General features: G+C 71.5%; 21 protein-coding genes and 1 pseudogene. 9 read left to right on the top strand and 13 right to left on the bottom strand.

Annotation, left to right across the window (positions count from 1 at the left end; all coding sequences use genetic code 11):
• The first annotated feature begins 12 nt into the window (after positions 1-12).
• Both OH807_RS30300 and xerC read left to right on the top strand, forming a co-directional pair.
• The gene (locus OH807_RS30300; RefSeq protein WP_406205147.1) at positions 13-1,368 is read left to right on the top strand and encodes a tyrosine-type recombinase/integrase; all 1,356 of its coding nucleotides are present in this window, start codon (positions 13-15) and stop codon (positions 1,366-1,368) included.
• A 786-nt stretch (positions 1,369-2,154) separates the two neighbouring features.
• Complete coding sequence (xerC, locus tag OH807_RS30295; protein ID WP_406205145.1) at positions 2,155-3,192, top strand: tyrosine recombinase XerC; 1,038 nt, start codon at positions 2,155-2,157, stop codon at positions 3,190-3,192.
• 58 nt (positions 3,193-3,250) lie between these two features.
• Here the strand turns inward: xerC and trxA are convergent, their stop codons facing one another.
• The 4 genes from trxA to OH807_RS30275 all read right to left on the bottom strand — a co-directional run bounded on the left by trxA (position 3,251) and on the right by OH807_RS30275 (position 5,795).
• On the bottom strand, positions 3,251-3,577 hold the full coding sequence (gene trxA / locus OH807_RS30290; RefSeq protein ID WP_406205142.1) for a thioredoxin: 327 nt from the start codon (positions 3,575-3,577) through the stop codon (positions 3,251-3,253).
• Between the two features lie 74 nt (positions 3,578-3,651).
• Positions 3,652-4,665: a thioredoxin-disulfide reductase gene (gene trxB, locus OH807_RS30285; protein ID WP_406205139.1), complete on the bottom strand. Its 1,014-nt coding sequence runs from the start codon at positions 4,663-4,665 to the stop codon at positions 3,652-3,654.
• A 7-nt stretch (positions 4,666-4,672) separates the two neighbouring features.
• The gene (locus OH807_RS30280) at positions 4,673-5,104 is read right to left on the bottom strand and encodes an arsenate reductase ArsC (RefSeq protein WP_406205136.1); all 432 of its coding nucleotides are present in this window, start codon (positions 5,102-5,104) and stop codon (positions 4,673-4,675) included.
• Between the two features lie 49 nt (positions 5,105-5,153).
• Positions 5,154-5,795, bottom strand: a complete 642-nt coding sequence (locus tag OH807_RS30275; RefSeq protein WP_406205133.1) for a low molecular weight phosphatase family protein — start codon at positions 5,793-5,795, stop codon at positions 5,154-5,156.
• Between the two features lie 147 nt (positions 5,796-5,942).
• Between OH807_RS30275 and OH807_RS30270 the strand changes: the two genes are divergently transcribed.
• Genes OH807_RS30270 through OH807_RS30260 form a run of 3 tightly spaced genes read left to right on the top strand, consistent with a single transcriptional unit; the run spans position 5,943 to position 8,142 of the window.
• Positions 5,943-6,254 (top strand): metalloregulator ArsR/SmtB family transcription factor, encoded by a 312-nt coding sequence (locus tag OH807_RS30270; protein ID WP_360209868.1) that lies wholly within the window; start codon positions 5,943-5,945, stop codon positions 6,252-6,254.
• A gap of 53 nt (positions 6,255-6,307) precedes the next feature.
• A complete protein-coding gene (locus OH807_RS30265; RefSeq protein WP_406205129.1) occupies positions 6,308-7,093 on the top strand; it encodes an aquaporin in 786 nt (261 codons plus the stop codon).
• Positions 7,090-8,142 carry an ArsO family NAD(P)H-dependent flavin-containing monooxygenase gene (locus OH807_RS30260; RefSeq protein WP_406205126.1) on the top strand — a complete coding sequence of 351 codons (1,053 nt, stop codon included), beginning with the start codon at positions 7,090-7,092 and terminating at the stop codon, positions 8,140-8,142. The genes OH807_RS30265 and OH807_RS30260 overlap by 4 nt, the downstream gene beginning before the upstream one ends.
• Before the next feature lie 161 nt (positions 8,143-8,303).
• Here OH807_RS30260 and arsA read toward each other — a convergent pair whose 3' ends face one another.
• The 4 genes from arsA to OH807_RS30240 form a co-directional block, all read right to left on the bottom strand.
• Complete coding sequence (arsA, locus tag OH807_RS30255; RefSeq protein ID WP_406205123.1) at positions 8,304-10,124, bottom strand: arsenical pump-driving ATPase; 1,821 nt, start codon at positions 10,122-10,124, stop codon at positions 8,304-8,306.
• A 117-nt stretch (positions 10,125-10,241) separates the two neighbouring features.
• Positions 10,242-10,715, bottom strand: coding sequence for a GNAT family N-acetyltransferase (locus OH807_RS30250; RefSeq protein WP_406211286.1), 474 nt, complete (start codon positions 10,713-10,715; stop codon positions 10,242-10,244).
• 16 nt (positions 10,716-10,731) lie between these two features.
• Positions 10,732-11,073: an ArsR/SmtB family transcription factor gene (locus OH807_RS30245; RefSeq protein WP_406205120.1), complete on the bottom strand. Its 342-nt coding sequence runs from the start codon at positions 11,071-11,073 to the stop codon at positions 10,732-10,734.
• 61 nt (positions 11,074-11,134) lie between these two features.
• Positions 11,135-11,497: a metalloregulator ArsR/SmtB family transcription factor gene (locus tag OH807_RS30240; protein WP_266273900.1), complete on the bottom strand. Its 363-nt coding sequence runs from the start codon at positions 11,495-11,497 to the stop codon at positions 11,135-11,137.
• A 126-nt stretch (positions 11,498-11,623) separates the two neighbouring features.
• Between OH807_RS30240 and OH807_RS30235 the strand changes: the two genes are divergently transcribed.
• From OH807_RS30235 to OH807_RS30225, 3 genes and pseudogenes are all read left to right on the top strand, one after another.
• Entirely contained in the window at positions 11,624-11,824 is a 201-nt protein-coding gene (locus tag OH807_RS30235; RefSeq protein WP_406205116.1) for a hypothetical protein, read from the top strand.
• A gap of 53 nt (positions 11,825-11,877) precedes the next feature.
• Positions 11,878-13,284, top strand: a complete 1,407-nt coding sequence (locus OH807_RS30230; protein ID WP_406205114.1) for an NAD(P)-binding protein — start codon at positions 11,878-11,880, stop codon at positions 13,282-13,284.
• Positions 13,285-13,291: 7 nt separating this feature from the next.
• Positions 13,292-14,479, top strand: a pseudogene (locus OH807_RS30225) (MFS transporter); the annotation flags it as partial.
• Between the two features lie 472 nt (positions 14,480-14,951).
• Here OH807_RS30225 and OH807_RS30220 read toward each other — a convergent pair.
• The gene (locus OH807_RS30220; RefSeq protein ID WP_406205111.1) at positions 14,952-16,451 is read right to left on the bottom strand and encodes a SulP family inorganic anion transporter; all 1,500 of its coding nucleotides are present in this window, start codon (positions 16,449-16,451) and stop codon (positions 14,952-14,954) included.
• Positions 16,452-16,873: 422 nt separating this feature from the next.
• Here OH807_RS30220 and OH807_RS30215 point away from each other — a divergent pair, with 422 nt between their 5' ends.
• The gene (locus OH807_RS30215; protein WP_406205108.1) at positions 16,874-17,284 is read left to right on the top strand and encodes a MerR family transcriptional regulator; all 411 of its coding nucleotides are present in this window, start codon (positions 16,874-16,876) and stop codon (positions 17,282-17,284) included.
• A gap of 84 nt (positions 17,285-17,368) precedes the next feature.
• On the opposite strand, the gene OH807_RS30210 is transcribed toward OH807_RS30215, so the two are convergent.
• From OH807_RS30210 to OH807_RS30195, 4 genes are all read right to left on the bottom strand, one after another.
• The gene (locus tag OH807_RS30210) at positions 17,369-19,999 is read right to left on the bottom strand and encodes a S8 family peptidase (RefSeq protein WP_406205105.1); all 2,631 of its coding nucleotides are present in this window, start codon (positions 19,997-19,999) and stop codon (positions 17,369-17,371) included.
• The gene (locus OH807_RS30205) at positions 19,992-20,969 is read right to left on the bottom strand and encodes an AAA family ATPase (protein WP_360209888.1); all 978 of its coding nucleotides are present in this window, start codon (positions 20,967-20,969) and stop codon (positions 19,992-19,994) included. Before OH807_RS30205 ends, OH807_RS30210 begins: the two co-directional genes overlap by 8 nt.
• 593 nt (positions 20,970-21,562) lie before the next feature.
• Complete coding sequence (locus OH807_RS30200; protein ID WP_406205103.1) at positions 21,563-22,444, bottom strand: universal stress protein; 882 nt, start codon at positions 22,442-22,444, stop codon at positions 21,563-21,565.
• 305 nt (positions 22,445-22,749) lie between these two features.
• On the bottom strand, positions 22,750-25,008 hold the full coding sequence (locus OH807_RS30195) for a heavy metal translocating P-type ATPase (protein WP_406211284.1): 2,259 nt from the start codon (positions 25,006-25,008) through the stop codon (positions 22,750-22,752).
• Positions 25,009-25,330 lie beyond the last annotated feature (322 nt).

The raw sequence follows: 25,330 nt of genomic DNA, 5'->3' as shown, positions 1-25,330 counted from the left end.
GAGGCGATCACCATGCGCTGCTCACCCAACCCGGGCAAAGACCGAGGACGCGTCTACCGACGCTGCGGCTGCCGCGACGACCACCGCCACCAACTCGGCACCACCTGCCCCCGCCTCGCCGCCGAACCGCACCACGGCACCTGGGCGTTCGCCGTCGACACCCCGCCCATCGACGGCCACCGCCGCACCGTCCGCCGCGCCGGCTTCCCCGACGAACTTCAGGCCCGCATCGCACTGCGGCGCTTCAACGAAGGCCTGGCCCTCTGTGTCATCACCGACCCCCGGCAGCGCACCGCCGAGTACCTGCGGGACTGGCTGGACGAGAAGGAGCTGCGCCTCAAGCCGACCACGATGGCCCGGTACCGTGCCTACGTCGAGCAGGACCTGATCCCCGCTCTCGGCACCATCCCCCTGATCGACCTCACCCGCCAGCACCTGAGCGCCTACGTCACCACCCAACTGCGCAAGGGCCGCGGCAAGGTCACCGTCTACCGGATCATGGCCACCCTCTCCAGCGCCCTCAGCAGCGCCGTCTACGACGGCCGCCTGGCTCGCAACCCCGCCAAGCCCCCACTCCTCCCCCGCCCCGCCTCCGCCCCCAGGCGCCTGTGGACCGAGGAACAGACCGCCCGCTTCCTGCGCTTCACCCACGTCACCGACCCCCTCTACGCCGACCTCGCCGAACTCATGATCGGCTCCGGCATCCGCAAAGGCGAAGCACTCGCCCTGCGCTGGGACGACGTCCACCTGCCCGACCGCGTCTTCTTCGTCCGCGCCACCCTCTCAGTCATCGACAACAACCAACTCCTGCTCACCACACCGAAAACCAAAGGCAGCAGGATGTGGGTCGCCCTATCCGACCGCGTCGCCTCAGCCCTCGACGACCGCGCCGGCACCCGCGCCTTCGGCAACATCACCGACAGCGGCGGCTACGTCTTCCACCGTCACGGCCGCCCCCTCCACCCCAAGAACGTCCTCGACCACTTCCACCTGCTCTGCGACAAAGCAGGCGTCCCCCGCATCGCCCTCCACGACCTGCGCCACCTCATGACCAGCTTCGCCCTGGCCGCCGGAGTCCCCCTGCCCGTCATCTCCAAGACCCTGCGCCACCGCACCCTGTCGACCAGCGCGAACATCTACGCCGAGCTCACCCGACTCGCCGCCCGCGCGGCCGTCGACGCCGTAGCCTGGACCCTCGACAACGCAGACCGCTCCGTGCTCGGACGCACCGTCTGCCGCGCCCGGCGCCCCTGGCGCCAGCACCCACGCCCCCACCGGCAACTGCCCGCATATCAGCAGGCTCGAACAGAAGAACCATCGACGCCATGGCCGATGTGGCCCGGCGACCACCATGCGACCACCAGCTGACGCAGCAACAGAAAGAGCCGGCACCTGGATTCCCAAGTACCGGCTCTCACAACCGACTTCACAGTCGGGACGACAGGATTTGAACCTGCGACCCCTTGACCCCCAGCTCAACCACCCTGGGGCACAAGTGAGTTGGGACTTCCCGACGGAATCCAATGCACAGAGAGCTGACAGTTGCTCAATGTTTACTTCGTCAGAAGTGTCCGTTTCGGACCATCGGCGCCCATAGGCGCTCATCAGGTGTGGTCCCAAAGTGGTCCCCAGGTCGAGCGCCCCGCCACAGCTACTGCCTGTGATCGAGACCTGTCGGCCCTTCAGCAAGCGGCGTCGTACCTGCCCGACCGCCCCTGCGTCGATGCCGTCAGTCGGCCCACGGAGCCAGCACCTGCGGGCGGATCATGGTCGATTACCCACCGGTTGCGGACAGTGATCTTCCGGGCGGTGTGTCGTCTTGAGCGTGTCTTCGCCGTGTGGCTCTGACGTGCCTCGCGCACCGCCCCCTCACGCTCTGCCGCCACGCCCGGCCAGCCAGCGACTCTTGGTCCCAGGATCACCCGATCGGAGAAGGGGAAGCTCATGGGACAGCGTGCGCGGCGGGGCCGGGTCTACCGGCGGTGCGGATGTACGGACGGGAGCGGGAAGCAGTTGGGTCCGTGGTGTGTGCGATTGCTGGAGGAGGCGGGTCACGGGTCGTGGACGTACTGCGTCGACCTGGCCCCGGAGGACGGGAGGCGCCGAACTCGCCGTCGGGGCGGTTTCGCCTCCCGGGCCAAGGCGGCCCGGGAGATGAAGGCGGTGCTGAACGGTGAGCTGCGCGGGGTCTACGAGGACCGCCGCACCACCGTCGCGAGCTTCCTGCGGGAGTGGCTGGCAGCGAAGAAGGAGGTACTCGCGCCGAACACCTACGCCGGCTACGAGGACTGCGTCGAGCGGGACCTCGTCCCCGCCTTCGGCCACTACCGGCTACCCGACCTGTGTCCGAAGCAGATCGACGACTGGGTGAGCGCCCAGCAGAAGAACGGCCGCGGCCGGGTCACGATCTACCGGGTCGTCTCCACACTGCGCAACGCCCTGAACCACGCGGTGCGCTCGTGGCGGCTGCGCTACAACCCGGCCAAGCACTCCGTCCCGCCCAAGCCGCGCGCCGCCGAGCGCACCTGCTGGACCCCCGACGAGGCGGCCGCGTTCCTGCGCCACAACGCCGAGCACTACGCCGACCGGCTGACCGACCTGTTCGAGGTCATGCTCGGCACCGGCATGCGCCGCGGCGAAGTCCTCGCCCTGCACTGGTCCGACGTCCACCTCATGGACCGCAAGCTCTACGTCCGCTGGACCCTCGCCGCCGTCAACAACAACGACATCCTCTTCCGCGAGCCCAAGACCGAGGCCAGCCGCGCCTGGATCAGCCTCTCCCCCCGAGTCATGACCGCCCTCCACCGCCAGGCCGCCCTCCAGATGGCCACCCACCCGGAAGGTCGGCTGGAAGGGCTGGTCTTCGCCCGTCCCGACGGCCTGCCCTTGCGCCCGCAGTGGGTCCTCGACCAGCTCCGCAAGCGCACCGCCGAGCTCGACCTACCCAGGATCGGGTTGCACGACCTGCGCCACACTGCGGCCAGCATCATGATCGCCGAAGACATCCCCGTCGCCGTCGTCTCCAAGACCATGCGCCACTCCACCATCGCCACCACGATCAACCTCTACGGACACCTCCTCAAGGACTCCGCAGACCAGGCCGTGCTCGCCTTGGCCCAGGCTCTCGACCGGGCCGCCGCCAGGCAGAGTCCGGTCCTGGGGCCTGGCGAGGTCCTCCGGCGGGCGGCGTAACACGCGTCGAACGGCTTCGGTACTGCGGACGACGACACCTTCGCCGGATCACCGAGGCCTACAGGTAGTCGGCGAGTTCGGCGAGCAGGGCGGCCTTTGGCCTGGCGCCGGTGATGGTCTTCACAATCTGACCGTCCTGGAAGAGGTGCAGGGTGGGCAGGGACAGCACGTTGTACTGCACGGTGGTCTCGGGGTTGGCGTCGGCGTCGAGCTTGGCGATGGTGATCTTGTCGCTGTGCTCGGCGGCGATCTGCTCCAGGACGGGCGCGATCTGTCGGCACGGTCCGCACCAGTCGGCCCAGAAGTCGACCAGGACCGGATTGTTGCTCCGCAGGACGTCGGCGGCGAAGGTCTCGTCGGTGACGGTGATGGTGGCGCCTGCCACAGTGGCTCCGGTTTCGAGAGGGCCCGGGTGGTGGTCCACCCGGGCCGTGCTGAGGGATGTTGGTGCCGGGTCGGTCAGCCGACCGGCACAGGTTCCGAAGTGTCCTCGTCGAGGTCGTCGCTGCGGACATCCGCGAGGGCGGCGAGGTAGCGCTCGGCGTCGAGCGCGGCCGAGCAGCCGGAGCCGGCGGCGGTGATGGCCTGGCGGTAGGTGTGGTCGACGACATCGCCCGCACCGAAAACGCCGGGCAGGTTGGTGCGGGTCGACGGCGAGTCGACCTTGAGGTACCCGGCGTCGTCCAGGTCCAGCTGACCGGCGAACAGTTCGGTGCGCGGGTCGTGGCCGATCGCGATGAACAGGCCGGAGGCGGCCAGGTCGCGTTCCTCGCCGGTGACGGTGTCGCGCAAGGTGACACCGGAGACCAGCTTCTCGCCGTGGATGGCGGTGATCTCGCTGCTCCACACGAAGGTGATCTTCGGGTCGGTGAACGCTCGGTTCTGCATCGCCTTCGACGCGCGCAGACTGTCGCGGCGATGGACGACGGTCACCGAGTTGGCGAACCGGGTGAGGAAGGTGGCCTCTTCAAGGGCGGTGTCGCCGCCGCCGACCACGATGACGTCCTTGCCGCGGAAGAAGAAGCCGTCGCAGGTCGCGCACCAGGAGACCCCGCGGCCGGAGAGCTCGTCCTCGCGGTCGATGCCGAGCTTGCGGTAGCCGGAGCCGGTGGCCACGATCACCGTCTTCGCGCGGTGGACGGTGCCGGCGGAGTCGGTGAGGAGCTTGATGTCGCCGGTGAGGTCGACCTCGATGATGTCGTCGTCGACCATCTCGGCGCCGAACTTCTCGGCCTGGGCCCGCATGCTGGTCATCAGGTCGGGGCCGTCGACGCCGTTCGGGAAGCCGGGGAAGTTCTCGACCTCGGTCGTGGTGGTCAGGGATCCGCCGACGAAGATCGAGCTGCCGAACAGCAGCGGCTTGAGCTGGGCGCGGGCGGTGTAGAGGGCGGCGGTGTATCCGGCGGGGCCGGAGCCGATGATGACGACCTCGCGGACGTCGCTGTCGCCGGTGATCGATGCGTTCGCGCTCATGAAGGGCTCAGCTCTCCTTGCCCTGGACGGCCTTGGCGTCGATCTCGGCGATCAGGTTCTCGATGAGGCCCTTGATCTCGTCGCGGATCGGACGGACGGCCTCGACGCCCTGGCCGGCCGGGTCGTCCAGCTTCCAGTCGAGGTACTTCTTGCCGGGGAAGTACGGGCAGGCGTCGCCGCAGCCCATGGTGATCACGTAGTCGGACGCCTGGACGGCCTCGGTGGTCAGCACCTTCGGCTTCTGGTCCGAGATGTCGATTCCCAGCTCGGCCATCGCGGCCACGGCCGAGGGGTTGATCTGGTCGCCCGGGACGGAGCCGGCGGAACGGACCTCGACGCGGTCGCCGGCGAGGTGGCGCAGGAAGCCCGCGGCCATCTGCGAACGGCCGGCATTGTGGATGCAGACGAACAGCACGGAGGCGATCGGCGCGGTGGTCATGGTGAGGTGTCCTTCGGTTGTGCGGTGCCCGCTGTGGGACGGGTGGGGGTTACTTCGGCTGGTCGGTGAGTTCGGCGAGGAGGGCCTCGACGCGGGAGCCGATCTGGTCACGGATGGCGCGCACACGCTCGATCGGGGCGCCGTCCGGGTCGGGGACGGGCCAGTCCAGGTAGCGGCGGCCTGCGGGCAGGGGGCAGGCGTCGCCGCAGCCCATGGTGACCACCACGTCGGCGGCGGCCACGACCTCCTCGGTCAGCGGCTTCGGGAAGAGGTCGCGCGGAAGTTCGACGCCGACCTCTCGCAGGACCTCGGCGATGTGCAGGTCCAGGTCGTTCGCCGGGTCGGTGCCGGCTGACGTTACGTGGACCCTGCCCTGGGCGAGGTGGGTGAGGATGGCGGCGGCGAGCTGGGAGCGACCGGCGTTGCCGGTGCAGACGAACAGCACCCTGGGAACGGGGACCGTGGAGCGGCCCTGGGCATGGGCGAGGGCGTCCAGACGCTCGTCGGCGAGGCGCTCGGCGAGGACGATCAGATGCGTGCGGACGGCGGCGCCTTCGGCGAGGAGACGGTAGGAATCGTCCAGCAGCCGCTGGACGGCCTCCGGCGCGAAAGCGCCGTCGTAGCGCGGGGCCAGGCGGGCGGCACCCGCCGAGAGTCTCGGGTCCGGCACCGACGGCGGGGATTCGATCATCAGGGGTTCCAGCCCTTCAGGGGATGGGGGCACCGCCCGGCCGAAGGCTGGGGGAGGGTCATGAGGCGAAGACGCGCAGGTGTCCCCGGTGGCGGCCGGGAGGAGGGGGCTCGCTTCGGGGCCCCGACACGGGTAACGTATCAGCCCATGGTGACATCAGTCGACAGTGACGTCTTGAAGGCTCTGGCCGACCCCCTCCGGATGCAGATCATCGCGCTCCTCGCCGAGGAGGCGCTGTGCACGACGCATCTGGTCGAGGAGACCGGTGCCCGGCAGACCAACCTGTCGAACCACCTGAAGATCCTGCGCGAGGCCGGGCTGGTCGACACCGAGCCCTGCGGGCGCTTCACGTACTACAAGCTCCGCGCCGAGGCCCTGGAGGCCGTCGCCGGGGAGTTCGCCGGGCTGGCCGCCACCGCCCGCGAAGCCGCCGCGGTCAACCGCAAGCGGTCCTGCTGAACCGTCCAGCCCCATCCCGGCGGCCCCACTCCGCCCTGCACGAGGAGTACCTGTTGAGCGCCATAGACGAGGCGAGACCCGAAGTCACCGAGGCCGAGCCTCTCGCTGCCGAGCCTCCCCCAGCCTCCGGCCGGGGGTACCCCCACGCCGTTCCGCTGCTGAACCGCGTCGCGGCCGAGTTGGTCGGCACCGCCGCCCTGGTCGCCGTCGTGGTCGGTTCCGGTATCCAGGCCACCGAGCTCACCAAGGATGTCGGCCTGCAGCTGCTGGCCAACTCCCTGGCCACCGTCTTCGGCCTCGGCGTTCTCATCCTGCTGCTCGGTCCCGTCTCCGGTGCGCATTTCAACCCGGTCGTGACGCTGGCCGAGTGGTGGTCCGGCCGCAAGGATCCCCAGGGTCTCGGGGGCCGGGAGGTCGCCGCGTACGTCCCGGCGCAGATCGCGGGGGCGATCGGCGGCGCGATCCTCGCGGACGCCATGTTCGGCGAACAGCTGGTGAAGTGGTCCACCCACGACCGCTCGGCCGGGCACCTGCTGCTGGGCGAGGTCGTGGCCACCGCCGGACTGGTGCTGCTGATCTTCGGCCTGGCGAAGACCGACCACCTGCGTTTCGCACCGGTCGCGGTCGCTTCCTACATCGGCTCCGCGTACTGGTTCACGTCCTCGACCTCGTTCGCCAATCCCGCGGTCTCCATCGGCCGGGCGTTCACCGACACCTTCGCTGGCATCGCCCCGAGTTCGCTGCCCGGGTTCATCGGGATGCAGCTCGTCGGCGGCATCGTCGGCCTGGCCCTCGTCGTGCTGATCTTCACCCACCGCACCAAGGCCACCGCCAAGTGAGCCCGGTCCGGCGCGTCCAGGTCCTCGTCGTCGGGGCCGGCCAGGCCGGCCTCGCCGCCGGATACTACCTGCGGCGCGCCGGACTCGACTTCGCGATCCTCGATGCATCCGACGCGCCGGGTGGCGCATGGCAGCACTACTGGGAGAGCCTGCGGCTGTTCTCTCCTGCCGCGTACTCGTCGCTGCCCGGGCGTCCGATGCCGGGTCAGGCCGGGCAGACCTATCCGGACACGGAGCACGTCGCAGCGTACTTGGCTGAGTACGAGAAACGGTACGAGCTGCCCGTCCACCGACCGGTTCAGCTGCGGGCGGTCGAGAACGCCGGTGACGGCGGCCTACTGGCCCGCACCGAGGAGGGCGACTGGCGCGCCCGGGCGCTGATCAGCGCCACCGGCTCCTGGTCGCGGCCATTCATTCCCGCTGTTTCCGGCCGAGAGCTGTTCGCCGGTCGGCAACTGCACACCCGTGACTACCACCGCGCCGAGGACTTCACCGGCCAGCGGGTCGTCGTCGTGGGCGGCGGCAACTCCGGCGCACAGATCGCCGCTGACCTCACCGGCCGTGCCGACGCCGTCCGGTGGGTGACCCGCCGCTCCGCCCGGCTCCTGCCCGACGAGATCGACGGCCGCGCCCTGTTCGAGATCGCGACCCGCCGCGTCCAGGACGGCGGCCCGCGCATCAGCGACCTCGGCGACATCGTCGCCGTCCCGCCCGTCCGCCAGGCCCGTGCGGCCGGACTCCTCGATGATCACCGCATGTTCGACGCCCTCACCGCCGAAGGGCCGCGCTTCGCCGACGGAACCGTGTGGCCGGCCGACGCGGTCATCTGGTGCACCGGCTTCCGCCCCGCCCTCACCCACCTCGCCCCGCTCGGCCTGCGGACCGGCGAACGCGGCCGGATCGACACCATCGGCACCCGGGCGACGGCCGACCCGCGCATCCACCTGATCGGCTACGGCGACTGGACCGGACCCGCCTCCGCGACCCTCATCGGCGTGGGCCGCACCGCCCGGCAGGCCGTCACCGAGATCGCCGATCTCCTGCACTGACATCCGCTGCCCGGTACTGCGACGGAGAGACGCAACCTGTCACCCGGTGCAGACCTGCCTTCGAACACGTCCCCACCCGGCGAACTCGGACGCCCCACAACGGGTAGCGGGGCCGGTCATGGTGCAGGTCGGACCACCACGGCGGCGGCATCCGACTGGCCTCAACGAACGTCCAAACTGCGCCAGGGTGCCAGCCAGGTCCGGGCTGCCAACTCGTCGCGGACGCGGTGCAGATGGGGGTGTTCGAGGGCGGCTCGGACCCGCAGGAGCGGATCACGGGTACCGCTGCCGGTCAGGGCGGCGTTGACCACCCACCCGTACGGCTCGATGCCCGCCCGGCGCAGGTCGTCCTGGAGCGCGGCGGCCTCCGAGACCGGGGTCGGTTCGGGAAGCGTCACGATGAGCACCCTGGTGGAGGCCGGGTCCTGGAGACGCATCAGCGGTGTGGTGATCCGCCCGGCGATGCGGTCGGCGTCGGCCATGGCCTGCCGGTGGTAGGAGCCCGTGAGGTCAAGCAGTCGCAGGGTGTGGCCGCTGGGGGCGGTGTCGACGACCACGTACCGCCGGCGGGCCTCGGTGAGCAGCCCGGCGAATGCGCGGAAGACTGCCAGCTCCTGGGTGCACGGTGATCGCAGGTCCTCTGCCAGCAGTGCGCGGCGCTGCGCGTCGAGGTGTGCGGCCGCGTGCAGGCGTCCGGCGGTGTAGCGGGCGAGTTCGGCGCGGGGGTCGATGCGGTCGACCGTGAGGTGGTCGGGGGCGTCGCCTTCCAGGACGTCGGTGAAGCGGCCGGCGGGGTCGGTCGTGGACAGGTGCACCTCGTGGCCCCGGTCGGCGAGGCCCTCGGCGATTGCGGCGGCGATGGTCGTCTTGCCCACTCCGCCCTTGCCCATCACGAGGACTGCTCCGGGCGGGCCGGCCGCGAGCTCGTCGACGAGTGCGTCCAGGCCAGGCAGCGCGGGCTCCTCCTCGCCCTGTCCTCGTTGCGGCTCGGCGTCCCCCGGCGGGGTGTCGGCCCCGGGCACGGCGCGGGGCCTGTTCGCGGCCAGTTCCCGCAGTGCGCCGATGCCGGTCAGCTCCAGTGCGACGAGCGGCACCGCCGCGGCGGGCATCCCACGCAGCGACGGCGGCATGGCGTCCAGGGCCGCCGCCTGCCGCGCCGCGAACGCCTCGGCGACCACGTCACCGGCGAGCGGCCCGGTGAACAGGCCGTTGACGACCAGGCGCTGGTTGCGGATCCCCTGCTCGGCCAGCTCGGTCCCGGCCCGGCCAGCCTCGCGCAGCGCGGACGCGTCCGGTCGGCTCACCAGCACCACTGTCGTCCGCGCGGGATCGCCCAACTGCTGCACGGCCTCGGCGTACTGAGCGTGCTGGCTCTCCAACCCCGACTGCGGGCCCAGGCAGCTGGCGCCCTCAGCACCGCTGTCGAGGTAGCGGGACCACGCCGCGGGCAGGCTCAGCAGCCGCAGCGTGTGACCGGTCGGCGCGGTGTCGAAGACGACGTGGTCGTAGGCGCCCACCTGCTCGGGATGGACGATCAGCTGGGTGAAGCGGTCGAAAGCGGCGACCTCGACAGTGCACTCGCCCGCCAACTGCTCCTCGATGCCCCGCAGCTCCTCCTCCGGGACCGTCCCCCGGTAGGGGGCGATCACACGCTCGCGGTACGCGTCGGCCGCCGCGTCCGGATCGAGGTCGAGCACCTCCAGGCCAGGAACTCCCTCAACAGTCCGGCGCTGAGCTCCCACGGTCGTGCCGAAGAGCTCCGCGAGGTTCGATGCCGGGTCGGTTCCGACCACGAGCACCCGCCGTCCGGCGTCCGCCAGTGCGACGGCCACCGCACCGGCCACCGTCGTCTTACCCACTCCGCCCTTGCCGGTGAACAACACGAACGGCGTCCGCCACGAACCCCAGTCCAGGGCCGGCAGCCGATGCGCCCGAGCGGCAGGGACGGCGCCCGGCATCTGCCGGTCACGGAGTCCGTCCATGCGTCCAGCCTGCACCCGCGCGGCCCGGCCCGCCGCCCGGACCTGCGCCGAGGTCCGGCCCGGCTTGGATAGGTCGCGCGGACTCCTGTCACCAGTGTCTCGGCGGTCGGCGGGTCGTCACACGACGGCAGAGCTCCGCCGCTCGATCAGGACGGTGTCCCGCCAGACCCCACGGTGGCGGCCGATGCGCTCACGGGTGCCGATGATCCGAAAGCCCGCCTTGGCGTGGACGGCGAGGCTGGCGGTGTTCTCCGGGAAGACACCGGACTGGATCGTCCAGATCCCTGCCGTCTCGGTCGAGACGATCAGCGCTCCGAGCAACCGGCTGGCGACGCCCCGGCCCCGGGCGTCGGGATGGACGTAGACGGAGTGCTCCACGACGCCCGCGTACGCGCACCGGTCGGACACCCGGCTCGCCGCCACCCAGCCCAGGACCCGGCCGGCCTCGTCGAGGGCGACGTACCGATGTCCTGGCAGCCTGGCGGCGTCGAACGACTCCCACGTCGGCGCGGTGGTCTCGAAGGTGGCGTTGCCCTCGTCGATCCCCGCCCGGTAGATCGCCAGGACCTGCGCGGCGTGCTCGGGCGTCATCGGGGCGATCACGGGTTCAGCAGCCACTGGCCCGCTCCTCGTCCTCGCCGAGGATCGCCCGCACGGCGGCCGGGAAGACCGTCAGGCAGGCCCGGTTGACCTCGTACCGGGTGGAGGTGCCCTGCCGTTCGGGCAGGACGAATCGCACCGCGGCGAGGATCTTCAGGTGGTGCGAGACGGTCGACTGGCCGACGCTCGCCAGCTCGACGATCTCGCCGACGCTCATCGGTCGGCCTTCAGCGGCCAGCAGGTTCAGCAGCCGGATGCGGGTCGGGTCGGCCAATGCCTTGAACCACGCCGCATACCGCTCGGCGGCCTCCGCCTCGACCCCGGGGCTGGTGGAATAGGTCTCATTCATCGATAATCGACGATAGTCGATGAAAGGCGGGCCCGGAAGCCCTGGCGCACTCCAAGGGGCTTCAGCGGGCCGCCGACAGCAGGCCGGCCATGGCGGCGAGGACCTCGGGCGCGACCCGGTAGTAGACCCAGGTGCCGCGCCGCTCGCTGGTGAGCAGGCCGGCCTCGCGGAGCTTCTTGAGGTGGTGGGAGACGGTGGGCTGGGAGACGCCGACGTCCTGGATGTCGCAGACGCACGCCTCGCCGCCCTCGTGCGAGGCGACCCGGGAGAACAGCCGCAGCCGGACCGGGTCGGCGAGCGCCTTGAACATCGCCGCCATCTTCACCGAGTCCGCCTCCGACAGTGCTGCCGACGTCACCGGCGGGCAGCACGGCACGGCCTCCGGCTCGATGACCGGCAGCTCCACCAATTCCAGATTCGACATATGTCTATGTTGACATCCGTCGATGCGAGCGGCAAGCTCGAAGCACATCGACAAACGTCGAATCAGCGAAGCGGGATGGTCTTCCCGGTCCGCCGACCAGCACGTGTCCTCGCCGAGGAGATCACCATGAGTGACAACGCCACCCCCGCCCCGGACTCCGCCACTCAGTCCGCCGGTTGCTGCGGCCCGACCGCCACCGAGCGCGCCGTTGAGGCGCCCGCCGCAACGGCTCCCTGTTGCGGGACCGTCGAGGACGCCGCCGCCGACACCTGCTGCGACCCGGCCGCCAAGCACGAGGCCGTCGCCGCTGGTACCGGCTGCTGCTGACCCACCCTCAACCCCACCTCCCACCTGCCGCATCACCGTTCCGGAGACCTGAGATGAGCAAGAACACCCCTGCCCGCCGGCTGCCCGTCGTCGTGGTCGGCGCCGGCCCGATCGGACTGGCCGCCGCCGCCCACCTGATCGAGCAGGACATCGAGCCCCTGGTCCTGGAGGCCGGCCCCACTGCCGGCACCGCAGTGCGCGAGTGGGCCCACGTCCGACTGTTCTCGCCCTGGGCCGAGGTCGTCGACCCGGCCGCCGAGAAGCTGCTCGCCCCCACCGGCTGGGTCCGCCCCGACGGCGCGGCCTACCCCTCCGGCGGCGACTGGGCCGAGCTCTACCTGCAGCCCCTCGCCGACGTCCTCGGCATGGGGGCACCCCCGGCCGAAGGCTGGGGGAGGGTCCGCTACGGAGCGAAGGTGACCGGGGTGGCCCGTGCGGGCCGGGACCGCATCGTCGATTCCGGCCGCGACGAGCAGCCCTTCACCGTCCACGTCGAGCACACCGACGGCCGCGAGGAACGCGTCCTCGCCCGCGCCGTCATCGACGCCTCCGGCACCTGGTCCACCCCCAACCCGCTCGGCGCCAACGGCCTGCCCGCCCTCGGCGAGCGGGCCGCGAACGGCCGGATCTCCTGCCGCATCCCCGACCTGAAGGACCCGGCCGTCCGCGCCCGGTACGCCGGCAAGCGCACCGCCGTGGTCGGCACCGGCGCCTCGGCGTTCACCGCTCTCGCCTACCTCGCCGACCTGGCGACGGACGAGCCCGGCACTCACGCGGTGTGGGTGCTGCGGCGCGGCATCACCGGCTCGACCTACGGCGGCGGCGAGGCCGACGAGCTCCCCGCCCGCGGCGCGCTGGGCCTGCGCGCCAAGAAGGCCGTCCAGGACGGCCATGCCTCCGCGCTGACCGGCTTCCGCACCGCCGCCGTCGAGACCGACGGCGAGCAGCTGGTCCTGGTGGATGAGGGCGGGCACCGCAGCGAACCGGTCGACCAGGTCGTCGTCCTCACCGGCCTGCGCCCCGACCTCTCCTTCCTGTCCGAGGTCCGCCTCGGCCTCGACGAGCGCCTCCAGGCGCCGGTCGCGCTCGCTCCGCTGATCGACCCCAACCAGCACTCCTGTGGGACCGTCTACCCGCACGGCGCGAACGAGCTCGCCCACCCCGAGAAGGACGTCTACCTCGTCGGCATGAAGTCCTACGGCCGCGCGCCGACGTTCCTCGCCATGACCGGCTACGAGCAGGTCCGCTCGGTGGCCGCCGCCCTCGCCGGCGACCACGAGGCCGCCGCCCGCGTCGAACTCACCCTCCCTGAGACCGGAGTCTGCGGCGGAGCCGGACTCTTCGACCAGCCCGATGCCGACCAGGCGGACGGCGGCGGCTGCTGCTCGGTCCCCGCCGCGCCGCAGGTCCTCAGCATCGGTCTCGGCACCCCGACCGCGGCCCCGTCCGGCTGCTGCTGACCAGGCCGTGACGACCCTTCAAACCAGTGGGGCCGTGACCGGACCGGGGGATCGGTCACGGCCCCGCGCCGCCCTGCCCGCCCTCTGCGCCACCCAGATCACCGGCTGGGGCATCCTCTACTACGCCTTCCCCGTCCTTCTCCCGCACATCACCGCCGACACCGGCTGGTCCACCCCGGCGACCACGGCCGCGTTCTCCGCGGCCCTGCTCGTCTCCGCCCTCGCGGGCATCCCCATCGGCCGTATCCTCGACCGGATCGGCCCGCACATCGTCATGACCACCGGCTCGTTGATCGGGGTCGCCGCCCTGATCGCGGCCGCGCTGGCCCCGAACCTTCCCGTCTTCTTCGCGGCCTGGCTGCTGGCCGGCACAGCGATGGCCGCCACCTTCTACCAGCCGGCCTTCGCCGCCCTCACCCGCTGGCACCAACCCGACCACGTCCGGGCGTTGACCACCCTCACCCTCGCCGGCGGCCTCGCCAGTACCGTCTTCGCACCCATCACCGCAGCCCTCGCCGAGCACCTCAGCTGGCGCGGCACCTACCTGGCACTCGCCGCGATCCTCGCGGTCACGGCGCTCCCGCTCCACGCCGTCGCCCTGCGCCACCCCTGGCCGCCGCCGCCCCGAGCCGCCGGCAGTGCGGCACCCGGGGAAGCCTCCACCGCCCGGAGTCGGCCGTTCATCCTGCTCGCCACGGCGTTCACGCTCTCCGGGTTCGCGATGTACGCCGTCGTCTTCAACATCGTCCCCCTCCTCACCGAACGCGGCAGCAGCCCGACAACCGCGGCCTGGGCGCTCGGGCTCGGCGGCCTCGGCCAGACCCTCGGCCGCACTCTCTACGCAGCCCTCGCCCGCCGCACCACTGTCACCATCAGAACCACGGCAATCATCGCCGCAGGCGGCGCCACCACCGCCCTCCTCGCCGCCGTACCCGGACCCGCCGCCCTGCTCATCGCCATCGCCGTCCTGGCCGGCACCGTCCGGGGCAACCTCACCCTTCTCCAGGCCACTGCCGTCACCGACCGTTGGGGCACCACCGCCTACGGCCGCCTCACCGCCCTCTTGACCGCGCCGGCCACCGTGGCCGGCGCGCTCGCGCCGTGGGCCACCGCCGCCCTCGGTCCGCGTCCAGGTGGTATCCCGGTGATGTTCGCGTTCCTGGCGGTGGCTTCCGGTGCGGCAGCGGTCCTCGCGCTGGCCTCTGCGGGCACGAACGTCGCCAACTCCGATCGGCGACCGATGACAGCCCGGCTGCTTCAGTTCAGGCGTGGCGGCCGGAGATCGGACCCGACCCGGACCGCCACCACGGGCACCGGCGTGTCGGCTGCCAGGTGGCAGCCGAAGGCGAGGACCAGGCGCCGCGCACCGGGGACGACCCGTCAAGTGGCTGGGCTGACCTCCCGGGGAGCCCCGGCGCAGCCGAGCAGCAGCGGGGAGGGGCCACGCAGGACTTCTGCTGCCTCGCCCGCCGTGAGCAGGAGCTGTCGATGACCCGGTGTGGCAACGCCGTCTGCCCCGGCCGGCCGACTGCCATTGGCACGCCGTCAGGTGAGGAGGATGTAGCGCAGCCAGAGGTAGAGGGCGGAGACGGCAACGGGGGCGCTGGGGGCGCCGAACGACGGCGCCGGCCCTCCGGGAGTTCGGAGAGCCGGCGCGGTGTGGCGCGTCAGTGGCTGGCGAGTTCGCCGCTGAGTGTCTGGTGGATCTCGGCGCTGGGCTGGTTGAGGCCGATGATCTCCACCGTCTTGCCGCGCTGGGCGTACTTCGTCTCGATCGCATCGAGGGCAGCCACCGAGGAGGCGTCCCAGATGTGGGCGGCGGTGAGGTCGATGACGACCTTGTCGGGGTCGGTGGCGTAGTCGAACCGGCCGACCAGGTCGTTGGAGGAGGCGAAGAACAGCTCGCCGGTCACCGAGTACACCACGCTGGTGCCGTCGGGGTCGGTGACGGCGGTGACGTTCGCGAGGTGGGCGACGCGCTTGGCGAAGATGACCATCGCGGTGATCGACCCGACGACGACGCCGATGGCGAGGTTGGACGTGGCGACGACCACGGCGACGGTGATCACCATGACGGCGATCTCCCCGGCAGGCATCCGCTTCAGCGTCTTGGGGGCGATGGAGTGCCAGTCGAAGGTCGCGAAGGACACCATCACCATGACGGCGACCAGCGCGGCCATCGGGATGTCGGAGACGACGGGGCCGAAGACGATGCACAGCACCATCAGGAACGCGCCGGCGAAGAAGGTCGACAGGCGGGTACGGGCGCCGGACACCTTCACGTTGATCATGGTCTGGCCGATCATCGCGCAGCCGCCCATGCCGCCGAAGAAGCCGGTGACGATGTTGGCCACGCCCTGGCCGATCGACTCGCGGGTCTTGGAGGAGTGGGTGTCGGTGATGTCGTCGACGAGCTTGGCGGTCATCAGCGACTCCATCAGCCCGACCAGCGCCATCGCGAGCGCGTACGGGGCGATGACCGTCAGGGTGTGCAGGGTGAACGGTACGTCCGGCAGGCCCGGCACCGGGAGGGAGGAGGGCAGGTCGCCCTTGTCGCCGACGGTCGGCACCGCGATCCCGGCTGCGACCGTGATCACGGTGAGGATGACGATCGAGACCAGCGGCGCCGGGACGACCTTGGTGATCTTCGGGAAGAACACCATCAGCGCCAGGCCGCCGATGATCAGCGGGTACACGGCCCAGGGGACGTCGTGCATCTCGGGGACCTGGGCCATGAAGATCAGGATCGCGAGGGCGTTGACGAAGCCGACCATCACGCTGCGCGGCACGAACCGCATCAGCTTCGCCACCCCCAGTACGCCCAGTACGATCTGGATGGCGCCGCCGAGGATGACCGCGGCGACCAGGTAGCCCAGGCCGTGCTCGCGGTTGAGGGGGCCGATGACCAGGGCGACGGCACCGGTGGCAGCGGAGATCATCGCCGCCCGGCCGCCGACGACCGAGATGACCACGGCCATGGTGAAGGAGGCGAACAGGCCGATCTTCGGGTCGACGCCGGCGATGATCGAGAACGAGATCGCCTCGGGGATCAGCGCGAGCGCGACCACCAGGCCGGCCAGCACTTCGGTGCGGAAGACCTTCGGCGACAGCCAGGACGGGCGGGAGCCGCGCAGGCGCGAGGCAGCGGCGAGCGGGGAAGTCTGCAAGAGGGGGTGGACCTGTCGTGCTCGGGCGCGACCGGCGGTACGCGCGGGGACGGGAACGCGGGAGGGCGAGGGCGGCAACCCCGCGGATCGCCCGAGGTGGCGGGCGTAAGACGGAAGGGGCGGAGCGAGGCGGGCCCGAAGGCAGCCGATCAGCTCACGGCACGTGCTGCATCACGGTGGACAGTCGGCGGCGCCGGGCACCTGGGGCATGCGCACGCTTCGTCTCCTGCCGGCGGATGTTCGCGGGGGCGGCTTCGGCCCCGACACAGCGGTGGGCCCGCACCACGCGCACAGACCGTAGGGTCGGGGAAGGCACAAGGCCACCCCACACCGCCAACTCTACCCTGACGTTAGAGTAGGGAGGGTTGGAGACGTCGGCCGCCGACAGGCCAGGAGACGAGAGCGACACGGGGATGGCGGGCGTGGAATCCGAGCACATGCAGATCGGCGAGGTCGCCGCCCGCACCGAACTGTCCCTGCGCACCATCCGGCACTACGAGGAGACCGGCCTCGTCATCCCCTCCGCCCGCTCCCAGGGCGGCTTCCGCCTGTACACGGAGGCCGACGTCGCCCGCCTCATGGTCATCCGCCGCATGAAGCCCCTCGGCTTCAGCCTCGACCAGATGCGCGACCTCCTCGACGCCACCGACCGCCTCGACGCCGGCAGCCGGCTCGACCTCGGCGAGCGGGAGAAGCTGCTCGACCGCGTCCGCGACTACGAGCAGGCCGCCCAGGACCGCATCGCCGATCTGCGCGTCCAGCTGTCCCGCGCCGAGGACTTCGCCACCACCCTCCGCCGACGGATCAAGGGAGCCGACCCGGCCGACCGCTGAGCAGGTCCAGCGCCGTTCCGTCCGTGTTCACTGCGCCGGCTCCGGGGGCGTCGTGCGCGACGGCCGCTGCCCGCCCGATGCCAGCTACCAGCTGATCGGCAGTTGGACCGGCACTCCCGAGGACGTCTCGACTCGGGCGGCGAGGTCGGCAGGGATCGGCACGTCGAGCTTTACGGCCGTTGGCGTGTAGAGGTCGGTCTCGACCTCTGGTGTCGCCAGCGACACCAGCAGGGCGTAGGAGACGGGAAGGCCGACCCGGTCGGAGCGGTCGTGGTCCTTCCACCAGCCGCCGGCGGGGTAGACGGCGAGCATGCCGCTGCCGGCCAGCGCTGTCGCGTCGCCCCTCCAGACGTCGGAGTGGAGTGAGCCGCGTTTGCGGTTGGTCGGGCCGACGACCCACGCGTCGTCGCTGTCGAACTTCTTGACCCTGGTGATTCCGTCGTCCTCCGCCTCCGCGGTCTCCGCGATGCGGCGCTCGAAGGCGGCCCGGGACTCGAGGGAGCCCTTCATGGCGAACCTGAGCCGATGGGAGGGGTAGGTGCGCTGGCCTCTGACACCGCGCCGACCGGGATTGGGTTCGACGAAGTACGACAGGGTGACCCGCAGCTCGACGTCCGTGCCGCCCAGGTCGTCCAGCTGCTCACGGGGCCAGGGAAGCTCGTGGAGCTTGAGCTCACCCAGGCGGACACCCCCCGGGTAGCGGCGGTACGGGATGAGCGAGCCCTGGATCATGAGGGTGACGGCGTTCGCCGCGCTCGACAAGACCCTCTCCTCGGTCGGTACGCCCCAGCCGTAGCGGCGCAGTACCTTTCTCGCGAAGTCACCCGGCCCCATTTTGGGCCGGCCGTTCCTGGTGTAGACACCCTGGAGCATGGGCGTGGTCCAGCGGGCCTCGTGGACCAGCAGGCCGCGGATCGCTTCGGGGCCAAGGGCTGGGTAGGCGGCGTGGGCCATCGCTGCCAGGCGGGCGGCCTGGGCGGTGGCTGCACTGGTGGCATTCGCCGTGGTGAGGGGCCGGTCGATATGGATGCCGGTGGTGGTGAGGCCGACGATGTCGTGCTCGTGCCACCGGGTGTTGGCGTCGTCGACGAGGAGGTTGCCGCCCTCGAGGACGATGTCCGGCTTGATGGGAGTGGACTCGCCCATCGCCACGGAGGTACGGCTGAAGGGCGAGAGTTCACCGGCCGACGCGAGAGCGCGGTAGCCCTTGAAGTCGGGGTGGTCGGGAACGTCGGTGAGGTTGGTGTGGGCCCCGACGGCGAGAATGTTCCAGGCCTGTGCGGGGTCCTCGACGCGGGAGGTGTCGCACAGGTACAGGTGCGAGGGGCTGCCGTCGGCGGCTCGCATCTCGTGCGGCAGGCGGTCGCGGATGTTGCCGACCGAGACGACGATCAGCCGGGAGGCTGCCGGATCGGGAGCGCCGTGCAGTTCGATGCGGTCGTCGCGGACGGTGACGGACGTGCCGGCCGCGAGCGCGTCGACGGTGGCGGACCACAGGGTCGCCGTTCCGTCGGTCCCGTTCTCCGGGCGGACGGAATGCTTGGTGACGGCCATCGAGAACACCCGGGCACGGGGCTGCTCGACGGATCCGGTCTCAGCGACGGCCACGGCGTCGGCCGTGACCTCGCCGAAGGTGCGGGGAGTGCCGGGGGTCTTCGCCGGCAGGAGCTTGACCGCTTCGATGCCGTGGGTGAGGCGCACGGGATCGTTGGTCGCCAGTGCGGCGTCGAGGTCACCGTAGAGCGCCAGGCCGGCCATCCAGGTGCCGTGCCCGTTGCGGTCCTCCGGGCCTTCCGTGGGGAAGGCGCTCTGCGCTCGGCCGGCGAGCGCATCCTTCAGCAGAACGTGTTCCTGGCGGATTCCGGTGTCCAGGATGCACACCGTGGGTGATCCGGGCGGTGCCTGCTCGAGACGGGTGGCGAGGTCGGCCACGAGCGGCACCTGCAGGGCGCGCTCGGTCGTGTGGATCTCTTCGGCGAAATTGGGCCGTCTGATCTCGGCGGGGCAGTTGGTGGTCAGCAGGAGCCTCAGCTGGTCGCCGGGTGCTTCGACCTGGGCGACGTGGTAGTCCCCGAGGGTGATCGACCGGGGTGCGATCCGCCAGCCGTGCTCGGCGGCGGTACGACGGAGATCCTGGATCTGGTCCATCCCGGTGATGGAGGGATCGAACCACAGTTCCCACCATCGGGGAGCCTGCAGCTCCGGGAGCGGTGCCTCCTCCTGCCAGAAGTGTTCGAGCAGTGCACGCTGAATTCGCTCCATGTTGGCGACGGTCGCGGCCTGCTTCGGGTTGTGGTCCCGGGTGTCCTGGGTGAACTGGCTGATCTTGTCGGCGAAGGTCGGCACGTGTCCGTCCGGAATCCAGACCACCGCGTCCTGCGGGTGGCCAGGAGTCGCCGGGTGGGCGCTCAGCAGGGTCAGGCCGGAGCTGTCGAGGGCGCCCAGGTTCAGCCCGTGACCGTCCGCCGCTTCGACGCGGATGGCGAACCCGTCGGGCCGATTCTCTGCGGGGATGTCCCGCCGGTCCTCGACGGCTTCCTGCTGGGCCTGGCGCAGTCCTTCGAGCAGGCGCGTGACGTGGCCGTACCGGTCGGCGGACCTGTCGACCAGGTCGTCCCCGCCACCACGCGCGGTCTGCTTCTTCGGCACCAGGGTGGCGGCGCTCCACGGGACGAGCAGGTGCGGGGTGAACCTCGGCGGGGCCGGGTCAGGCATGGCGCAGCGCGTGCCGCTCGTCCAGGGCGTCGATGAGTTGGCGTTCGTCGATCATGTCGTCCCCTCCGAGGATGGCGCGTTTGGCCGCCGACTCCGCTGCCTTGACCAGCTCTGCGTGGCTGAGCTGGTCGACCTTGCCGGTCAGGTCGGACCACCGTACTGCTGCGGTGTTCATACCGGTGAGCCTTCGCTGCAAAACCTCGATCGCCTGCTCCGCGGAGGGGGGTGCGTAGCGGACGACGAGGTCGAAGCGGCGGAACAGGGCTCGGTCGAGGAGTTGGCGGTGGTTGGTGGCGGCGATGACGAGGCTTTCGGAGGGGGCTTCGTCGAGGAAGAGGAGGAAGGAGTTGAGGATGCGGCGGGCTTCGCCGACGTCGTTGCCGGCGGTGCGCTCGGCGCCGAGCGCGTCGAATTCGTCGAAGAGGTACACGGCCCGGGTCTCGGCTGCCGCTTCGAAGACCAGGCGGAGTTTGGAGGCGGTCTCGCCCATGAAGCGGCTGATCAGTCCGTCGAGGCGGATGGTGAACAGCGGCAGGGAGAGTTCCTTGGCCAGGGCGGCGGCGGTCATGCTCTTGCCGGTGCCTGGCGGGCCGGACAGCAGGATCCGGTGGACGGGCGTGAAGCCGAAGCGTTCCAGGCGGGCGCGCTGGCGCTGCTCGTGGAGGACCTTGTCGAGGGAGGCTCGTAGGTCTTCGGCGAGGGTCATGTCGTCCAGGCGGACATCGGAGTAGCCGGCGGTGAGCAGGCTGGCCAGCTCGCCCCTGGGCTGCACCACGGGGGTGGGGCCGGTGCGGGGGATCTTCTGGGCACGTGCGGCATCGATGAGCTCGCGGATCTCGACGGCGAGCTTGCCGTGCCCCTGGCGGGCGGACTTCGCGGCGACCTGGAGAGCGACGCTGTAGAAGAGATCCTCGTCGCCTTCGGCATGCGCGGTGAGGAGCGCCTTGAGGTGGTCAGCTGTCGCAGCCACGCACCCCACACCCCTTCTCCGGAAACCGGGCCCGCCCTATGAACGAGCGTTGATGACAGTCGACACTCGCACGGTAGACGAGCCAGCGCTTTCCGCCATCGTACGGGGACGGTAGGAGCTGGGTAGGCCCGGCGCATAAACGGACAGGGCGCGAGGGCGGTCGGCCGGGGCCCTGCCGCGCTCGGGGGTCCGCGGCGGGGCGCTGGAGCACCAGCCTGCGGCCGGGCCCGGGGCGCGCCAGCGCTCCGCACCCTGGCGGGGCACCAGTCCCCCCACCAGCCGCACGGCGAGCGGACGGCCATTCCATGGGCTGGCAGGTGGGCGGTGCGGAAGCGCCTGGGCGGGGCGGCCGGGCAGGAACGGGACGTTCGGGCGAAGAAGCCCGGGCAGCCCGTCGGCGCAGAACTCCGATCAGGAACTGCTTCAGCAGGCGCAGCCCCTCCGGTCGGCGCACGCCGCAGAGCGCCCGTGGCCCGGGCTACGCCGAAGGGCGGCCACCGCCTCGGCACGTTGGCGGCGGGCCCCTCAACAACGGTTGCGCCTTCTGCGCGGGCAGGGTGTCGGGCCCAGCCGTGATCCGGGTGACGTGGACTTCACTCGTTGCCTCGGACGACGGTGACGGGACAGTGGGCATGGTGCAGCAGAGCCTGGCTGACCGAGCCGAGCAGCAGGCCGGTGAAGCCGCCCCGACCCCGAGCGCCGACGACGACCAGCTGGGCTTCGCGGCTGACGTCGATCAGTGCGGGGCGGATCCGGGAGCGCACCAGGCGCCGCTCCAGCACGACCTGCGGAAAGGCCTCCTGCCAGGAGGCCACCGTCTCGTCCAGTAGGCGTTGCTCCGTCTCACGTAGATGGTCGCGGTCCACCACGACGGCGGTCAGGGGGTCGCCGGGCCCTTCGTAGGCCCGCTCGCTCCAGGTGTTCCACACGTGCAGAGCCAGGAGCGGCGCCTTGCGCAGGGCGGCCTCGGCGAACGCGAACCCGATCGCTGCCGTACCAGCGGCCGAGCCGTCGATGCCCAGCACGATCGGGCTTTCGGTACGGGGCTGTTCACGCACCACCAGGACCGGACACCGGCCGTGCGCCGCCAGGTGCACGGCCGTCGACCCCACCAGCAGTCCGACGAAGGCGCCCATGCCCCGGGATCCGACCACCACCAGGTCGGCGGATCGCGACTGCGCCTCCAGGACCGTCAACGGCTCACCGGTCACCACGGCATGACTGACATCAACCTCCGGTGCCGCCGCCCGCGCCTGCTCCACCGCCTCGGCCACCAGGCGTTCCGCCGCGTTGCGCAGCCCGCCCTCGGGCGGGCCCAGGGGTGACGGTCCCAGGGGCACATGCATCGTCGGCCAGATGAACGCGTGCACGACCCGCAATCGCGCCCCTCGCAACCGCGCCTCCCACGCCGCCACCTCCACGGCGGCGAGACTCGACTCCGACCCGTCCACACCGACAATCACCAGACCGCTCATCATGTCTCCCGCGTCCGGACTTCGTGGCTTCTCTGCTCCAGGTTCGCCCCGTCCACGCCCGACACCCCTTTCGCCACGCACGCACACACCCAAGGAGGACGCTCACGAACGAGTTGAGGAACGCCGTCGTCTCCCCTGCGGTACCGGGCAGCGGGCCGCGAGGGATAGCCCCGCCTGCGGTGCCGCGTCCTCGTCCTCGCCCGGGCGGACACGAGGCAGCGGTGGTCGGCAGGGCGGCGGCACTTTGCCACCGGTCCACGGGAGAAGTGCCCCAGCTGGTGGCCTCCGGTCTCGGCGGACGGTGTTCAGGGGACGAGGGAGAAGTAGCTCTCCTCCTCCTGCTGGAAGTGCAGGCGCAGGACGGCGTGGAGGCCGTAGAGGCAGGCGGTGAGGTCGTCGATCTGCTCGGGCCGCAAGTGGCCTTCCTCGTCGGCGAGGCGGAGGTGGGTGGTGATGCGGCGGGCGAGGCGGTCGATCTCGGTGTGGGCGCGGCTCATGGTCTCGGTGGCTTCGGAGCCGCCGAGGCGGCGGGTCAGGGCGGGATAGAGCTGGTGTTCCTCGGCGTGTTCGTGCGGGAGGACCCGCTCGGTCAGGAGGCGGTCGATCTCCCGGACGGCAGCGAGGGCACGGGGGCCGTGTTCGGTGGTGAGCAGGCCGGCTGCTTCGCGGATGGCGTCGAGGGTGTCGCGCAGATCGTCGTGTTCGTCGGCGAAGCGGTGGATGAGGTCTTCGGTGTCGGGTTCGAGCGGCGGGCGGGCGCCGCGGGCGGGCAGCAGGGCCCGCAGGGCGTTGAGGATGACCAGGACGTCGATGGCCTCCTGAAGGAGCGCGCCTGCGGCCGGGGGCAGCAGGCCGAACAGGGCGGCGACCATCGCGAGCAGTGACAGTGCCATGCCGCCGGCGGCGCTCTGGACGGCGATGCGGCGGGCGCGGACGGCGATCTCCATGGCGTCGGAGAGGCGGTCCACTCGGTCGGTGGTGAGGACGATGTCGGCGGCTTCGGAGGAGGCGCTGGAGCCGCGTGCGCCCATCGCCGCGCCGATGTCGGCGGCGGCCAGCGCGGGGGCGTCGTTGACGCCGTCGCCGACCATGAGGGTGACGGCACGGGCGGATTCGGCGCGGACCGCGGCGACCTTGTCGGCGGGTGACTGCCCCGAGCGGACCTCGTCGAGTCCCAGGACGGCGCCTACCTCGCGGGCGGGCTCGGGGCGGTCGCCGGTGAGCATGACCAGCCGGGTCAGTCCGGCTTCGCGCAGCCGTTGCACGGTGTGCGGGGCGTCGTGGCGCAGCGGGTCGCGCAGCAGGACGGCGCCGGCCAGGGTGTCGTCGACGGTGAGCCAGGCGATGGCGGCCCCGTCGAGGACGGCGCGGTTGTCGACCGCCCGCGCCCACGCGGGGAGGGCTGACGGCGCGAGGTCGCTCTTGCCGACGGTGAGGTGGTGGCCGTCGACGGTCCCGGCGGGGCCGCGTCCGGGCACTTCGGTGCTGTCCTGCGGGAGGGAGAGGGTGAGGTCGCGGGTGCGGGCCTCGTGGACGATGGCCTGGGCCAGGACGTGGGTGGACACCTGGTCGAGTGAGGCCGCCAGGCGCAGTACCTCGGTCGGGGTGCGGCCGGGGGCGGCGGCGACTTCGAGGACGCGGGGGCGGCCGGCGGTGAGGGTGCCGGTCTTGTCGATCACCAGGGTGCGGGCCCGGCCGAGGTTCTCCAGTGCCACGCCGTCGCGGACGATGACACCCCGCCGTGCGGCGCGTGAGAGCCCCGAGACGATGGCGACCGGCGCGGCCAGCAGCAGCGGGCAGGGGGTCGCCACCACCAGGACGGCCACGGCCCGCGTGGCGGAGCCGCTCAGCAGCCAGGCCAGGCCGGCGAGCGCGAGGGAGAGCGGAAGGAACCAGGCGGCGTAGCGCTCGGCGAGGCGCACGGTGGGTGCCCGCTGTGCGCCGGACTGCTCGGCGAGGCGGACGATCTCCGCATAGGTGCTGTCCTCGGCGGTGGCGGTCGCCGTGATCTCGAAGACGCCGCCGGCGTTGACGACACCGCTGCGCACGGTGTCCTCGACTGCGCGCTCCACCTGTTCGGACTCGCCGGTGAGCACGGACTCATCGAGCACGGCCGTGCCGTCGCTGACCCGGCCGTCCACCGGGACCACGTCACCGGGCCCGACGACGAGCACGTCGCCGACCGCGACGTCGGCCAGGGGAACGACGGCCACCTCCCGGCCTGTGCGGCGACGGGCCGAGCGCGGCGCGTGCTCGAGCAGGGCGCGCAGGTCGTGGGAGGCACGGCGTTCGGCGGCAGCGTCGAGGGCCCGTCCGGTGGCCAGCATCAGGGCGATCAGGGCGCCCGCCAGGTACTCGCCCACCGCCAGGGTGCCGACCAGGGCCAGCACCGCGATCAGATCGACGCCGGCGCGTCCCTTGCGCAGCGCGACCACGACCCAGGCCACCGCCGGAACGATGGCCAGCACGGTGCCGACCGCCCAGCAGAGGTCGGCGGCGGTCTGGCTGCCGGCAAGCCAGGCGATCCCGCCGGCCGCCAGCGCCGCGGCGGTTGCCACGAGCAGACCCGGCTCCAGCCATCGGCGCGCACGTGCAGCCACTGGCCGGGCCTGGTCACGGCCGGTCGTCAGGCTCTCTGCATCCGGCACGACATCCTCCGGTCTCCCCGGGTATCGCCGACAGCAGCCGCAACGGCGGCCCGGACCTTCACCTCATCGCGGTACCGCGTCCCGGTACAGGGCCCACCGGCCCACATCGCCTCCCCTCAATGGTCCACTCCGACGGAGGACGCGGCCACCAAGTGGCCGGCTCTGTGGCCGAACGCCATGGCGGACGGCCGCAGTAGCCGAACGCCGCACTCGAGGGGTCCTTCGCCCGCTGCCCGGT

It is taken from the genome of Kitasatospora sp. NBC_01560 (assembly GCF_045208415.1).
Lineage (GTDB): Bacteria > Actinomycetota > Actinomycetes > Streptomycetales > Streptomycetaceae > Kitasatospora.
Note: the sequence above shows the minus strand (reverse complement) of the source record. Positions and strands in the feature narration are given on the sequence as shown.

Coding starts and splice junctions, on each gene's coding strand:
- OH807_RS30300 (WP_406205147.1), top strand. CDS start 13: ATGCGCTGCTCACCCAACCCGGGCAAAGACCGAGGACGCGTCTACCGA.
- xerC (WP_406205145.1), top strand. CDS start 2,155: ATGAAGGCGGTGCTGAACGGTGAGCTGCGCGGGGTCTACGAGGACCGC.
- trxB (WP_406205139.1), bottom strand. CDS start 4,665: ATGAGCGCGAACGCATCGATCACCGGCGACAGCGACGTCCGCGAGGTC.
- OH807_RS30280 (WP_406205136.1), bottom strand. CDS start 5,104: ATGACCACCGCGCCGATCGCCTCCGTGCTGTTCGTCTGCATCCACAAT.
- OH807_RS30275 (WP_406205133.1), bottom strand. CDS start 5,795: ATGATCGAATCCCCGCCGTCGGTGCCGGACCCGAGACTCTCGGCGGGT.
- OH807_RS30270 (WP_360209868.1), top strand. CDS start 5,943: ATGGTGACATCAGTCGACAGTGACGTCTTGAAGGCTCTGGCCGACCCC.
- arsA (WP_406205123.1), bottom strand. CDS start 10,124: ATGGACGGACTCCGTGACCGGCAGATGCCGGGCGCCGTCCCTGCCGCT.
- OH807_RS30250 (WP_406211286.1), bottom strand. CDS start 10,715: ATGACGCCCGAGCACGCCGCGCAGGTCCTGGCGATCTACCGGGCGGGG.
- OH807_RS30245 (WP_406205120.1), bottom strand. CDS start 11,073: ATGAATGAGACCTATTCCACCAGCCCCGGGGTCGAGGCGGAGGCCGCC.
- OH807_RS30240 (WP_266273900.1), bottom strand. CDS start 11,497: ATGTCGAATCTGGAATTGGTGGAGCTGCCGGTCATCGAGCCGGAGGCC.
- OH807_RS30235 (WP_406205116.1), top strand. CDS start 11,624: ATGAGTGACAACGCCACCCCCGCCCCGGACTCCGCCACTCAGTCCGCC.
- OH807_RS30230 (WP_406205114.1), top strand. CDS start 11,878: ATGAGCAAGAACACCCCTGCCCGCCGGCTGCCCGTCGTCGTGGTCGGC.
- OH807_RS30210 (WP_406205105.1), bottom strand. CDS start 19,999: ATGCCTGACCCGGCCCCGCCGAGGTTCACCCCGCACCTGCTCGTCCCG.
- OH807_RS30200 (WP_406205103.1), bottom strand. CDS start 22,444: ATGAGCGGTCTGGTGATTGTCGGTGTGGACGGGTCGGAGTCGAGTCTC.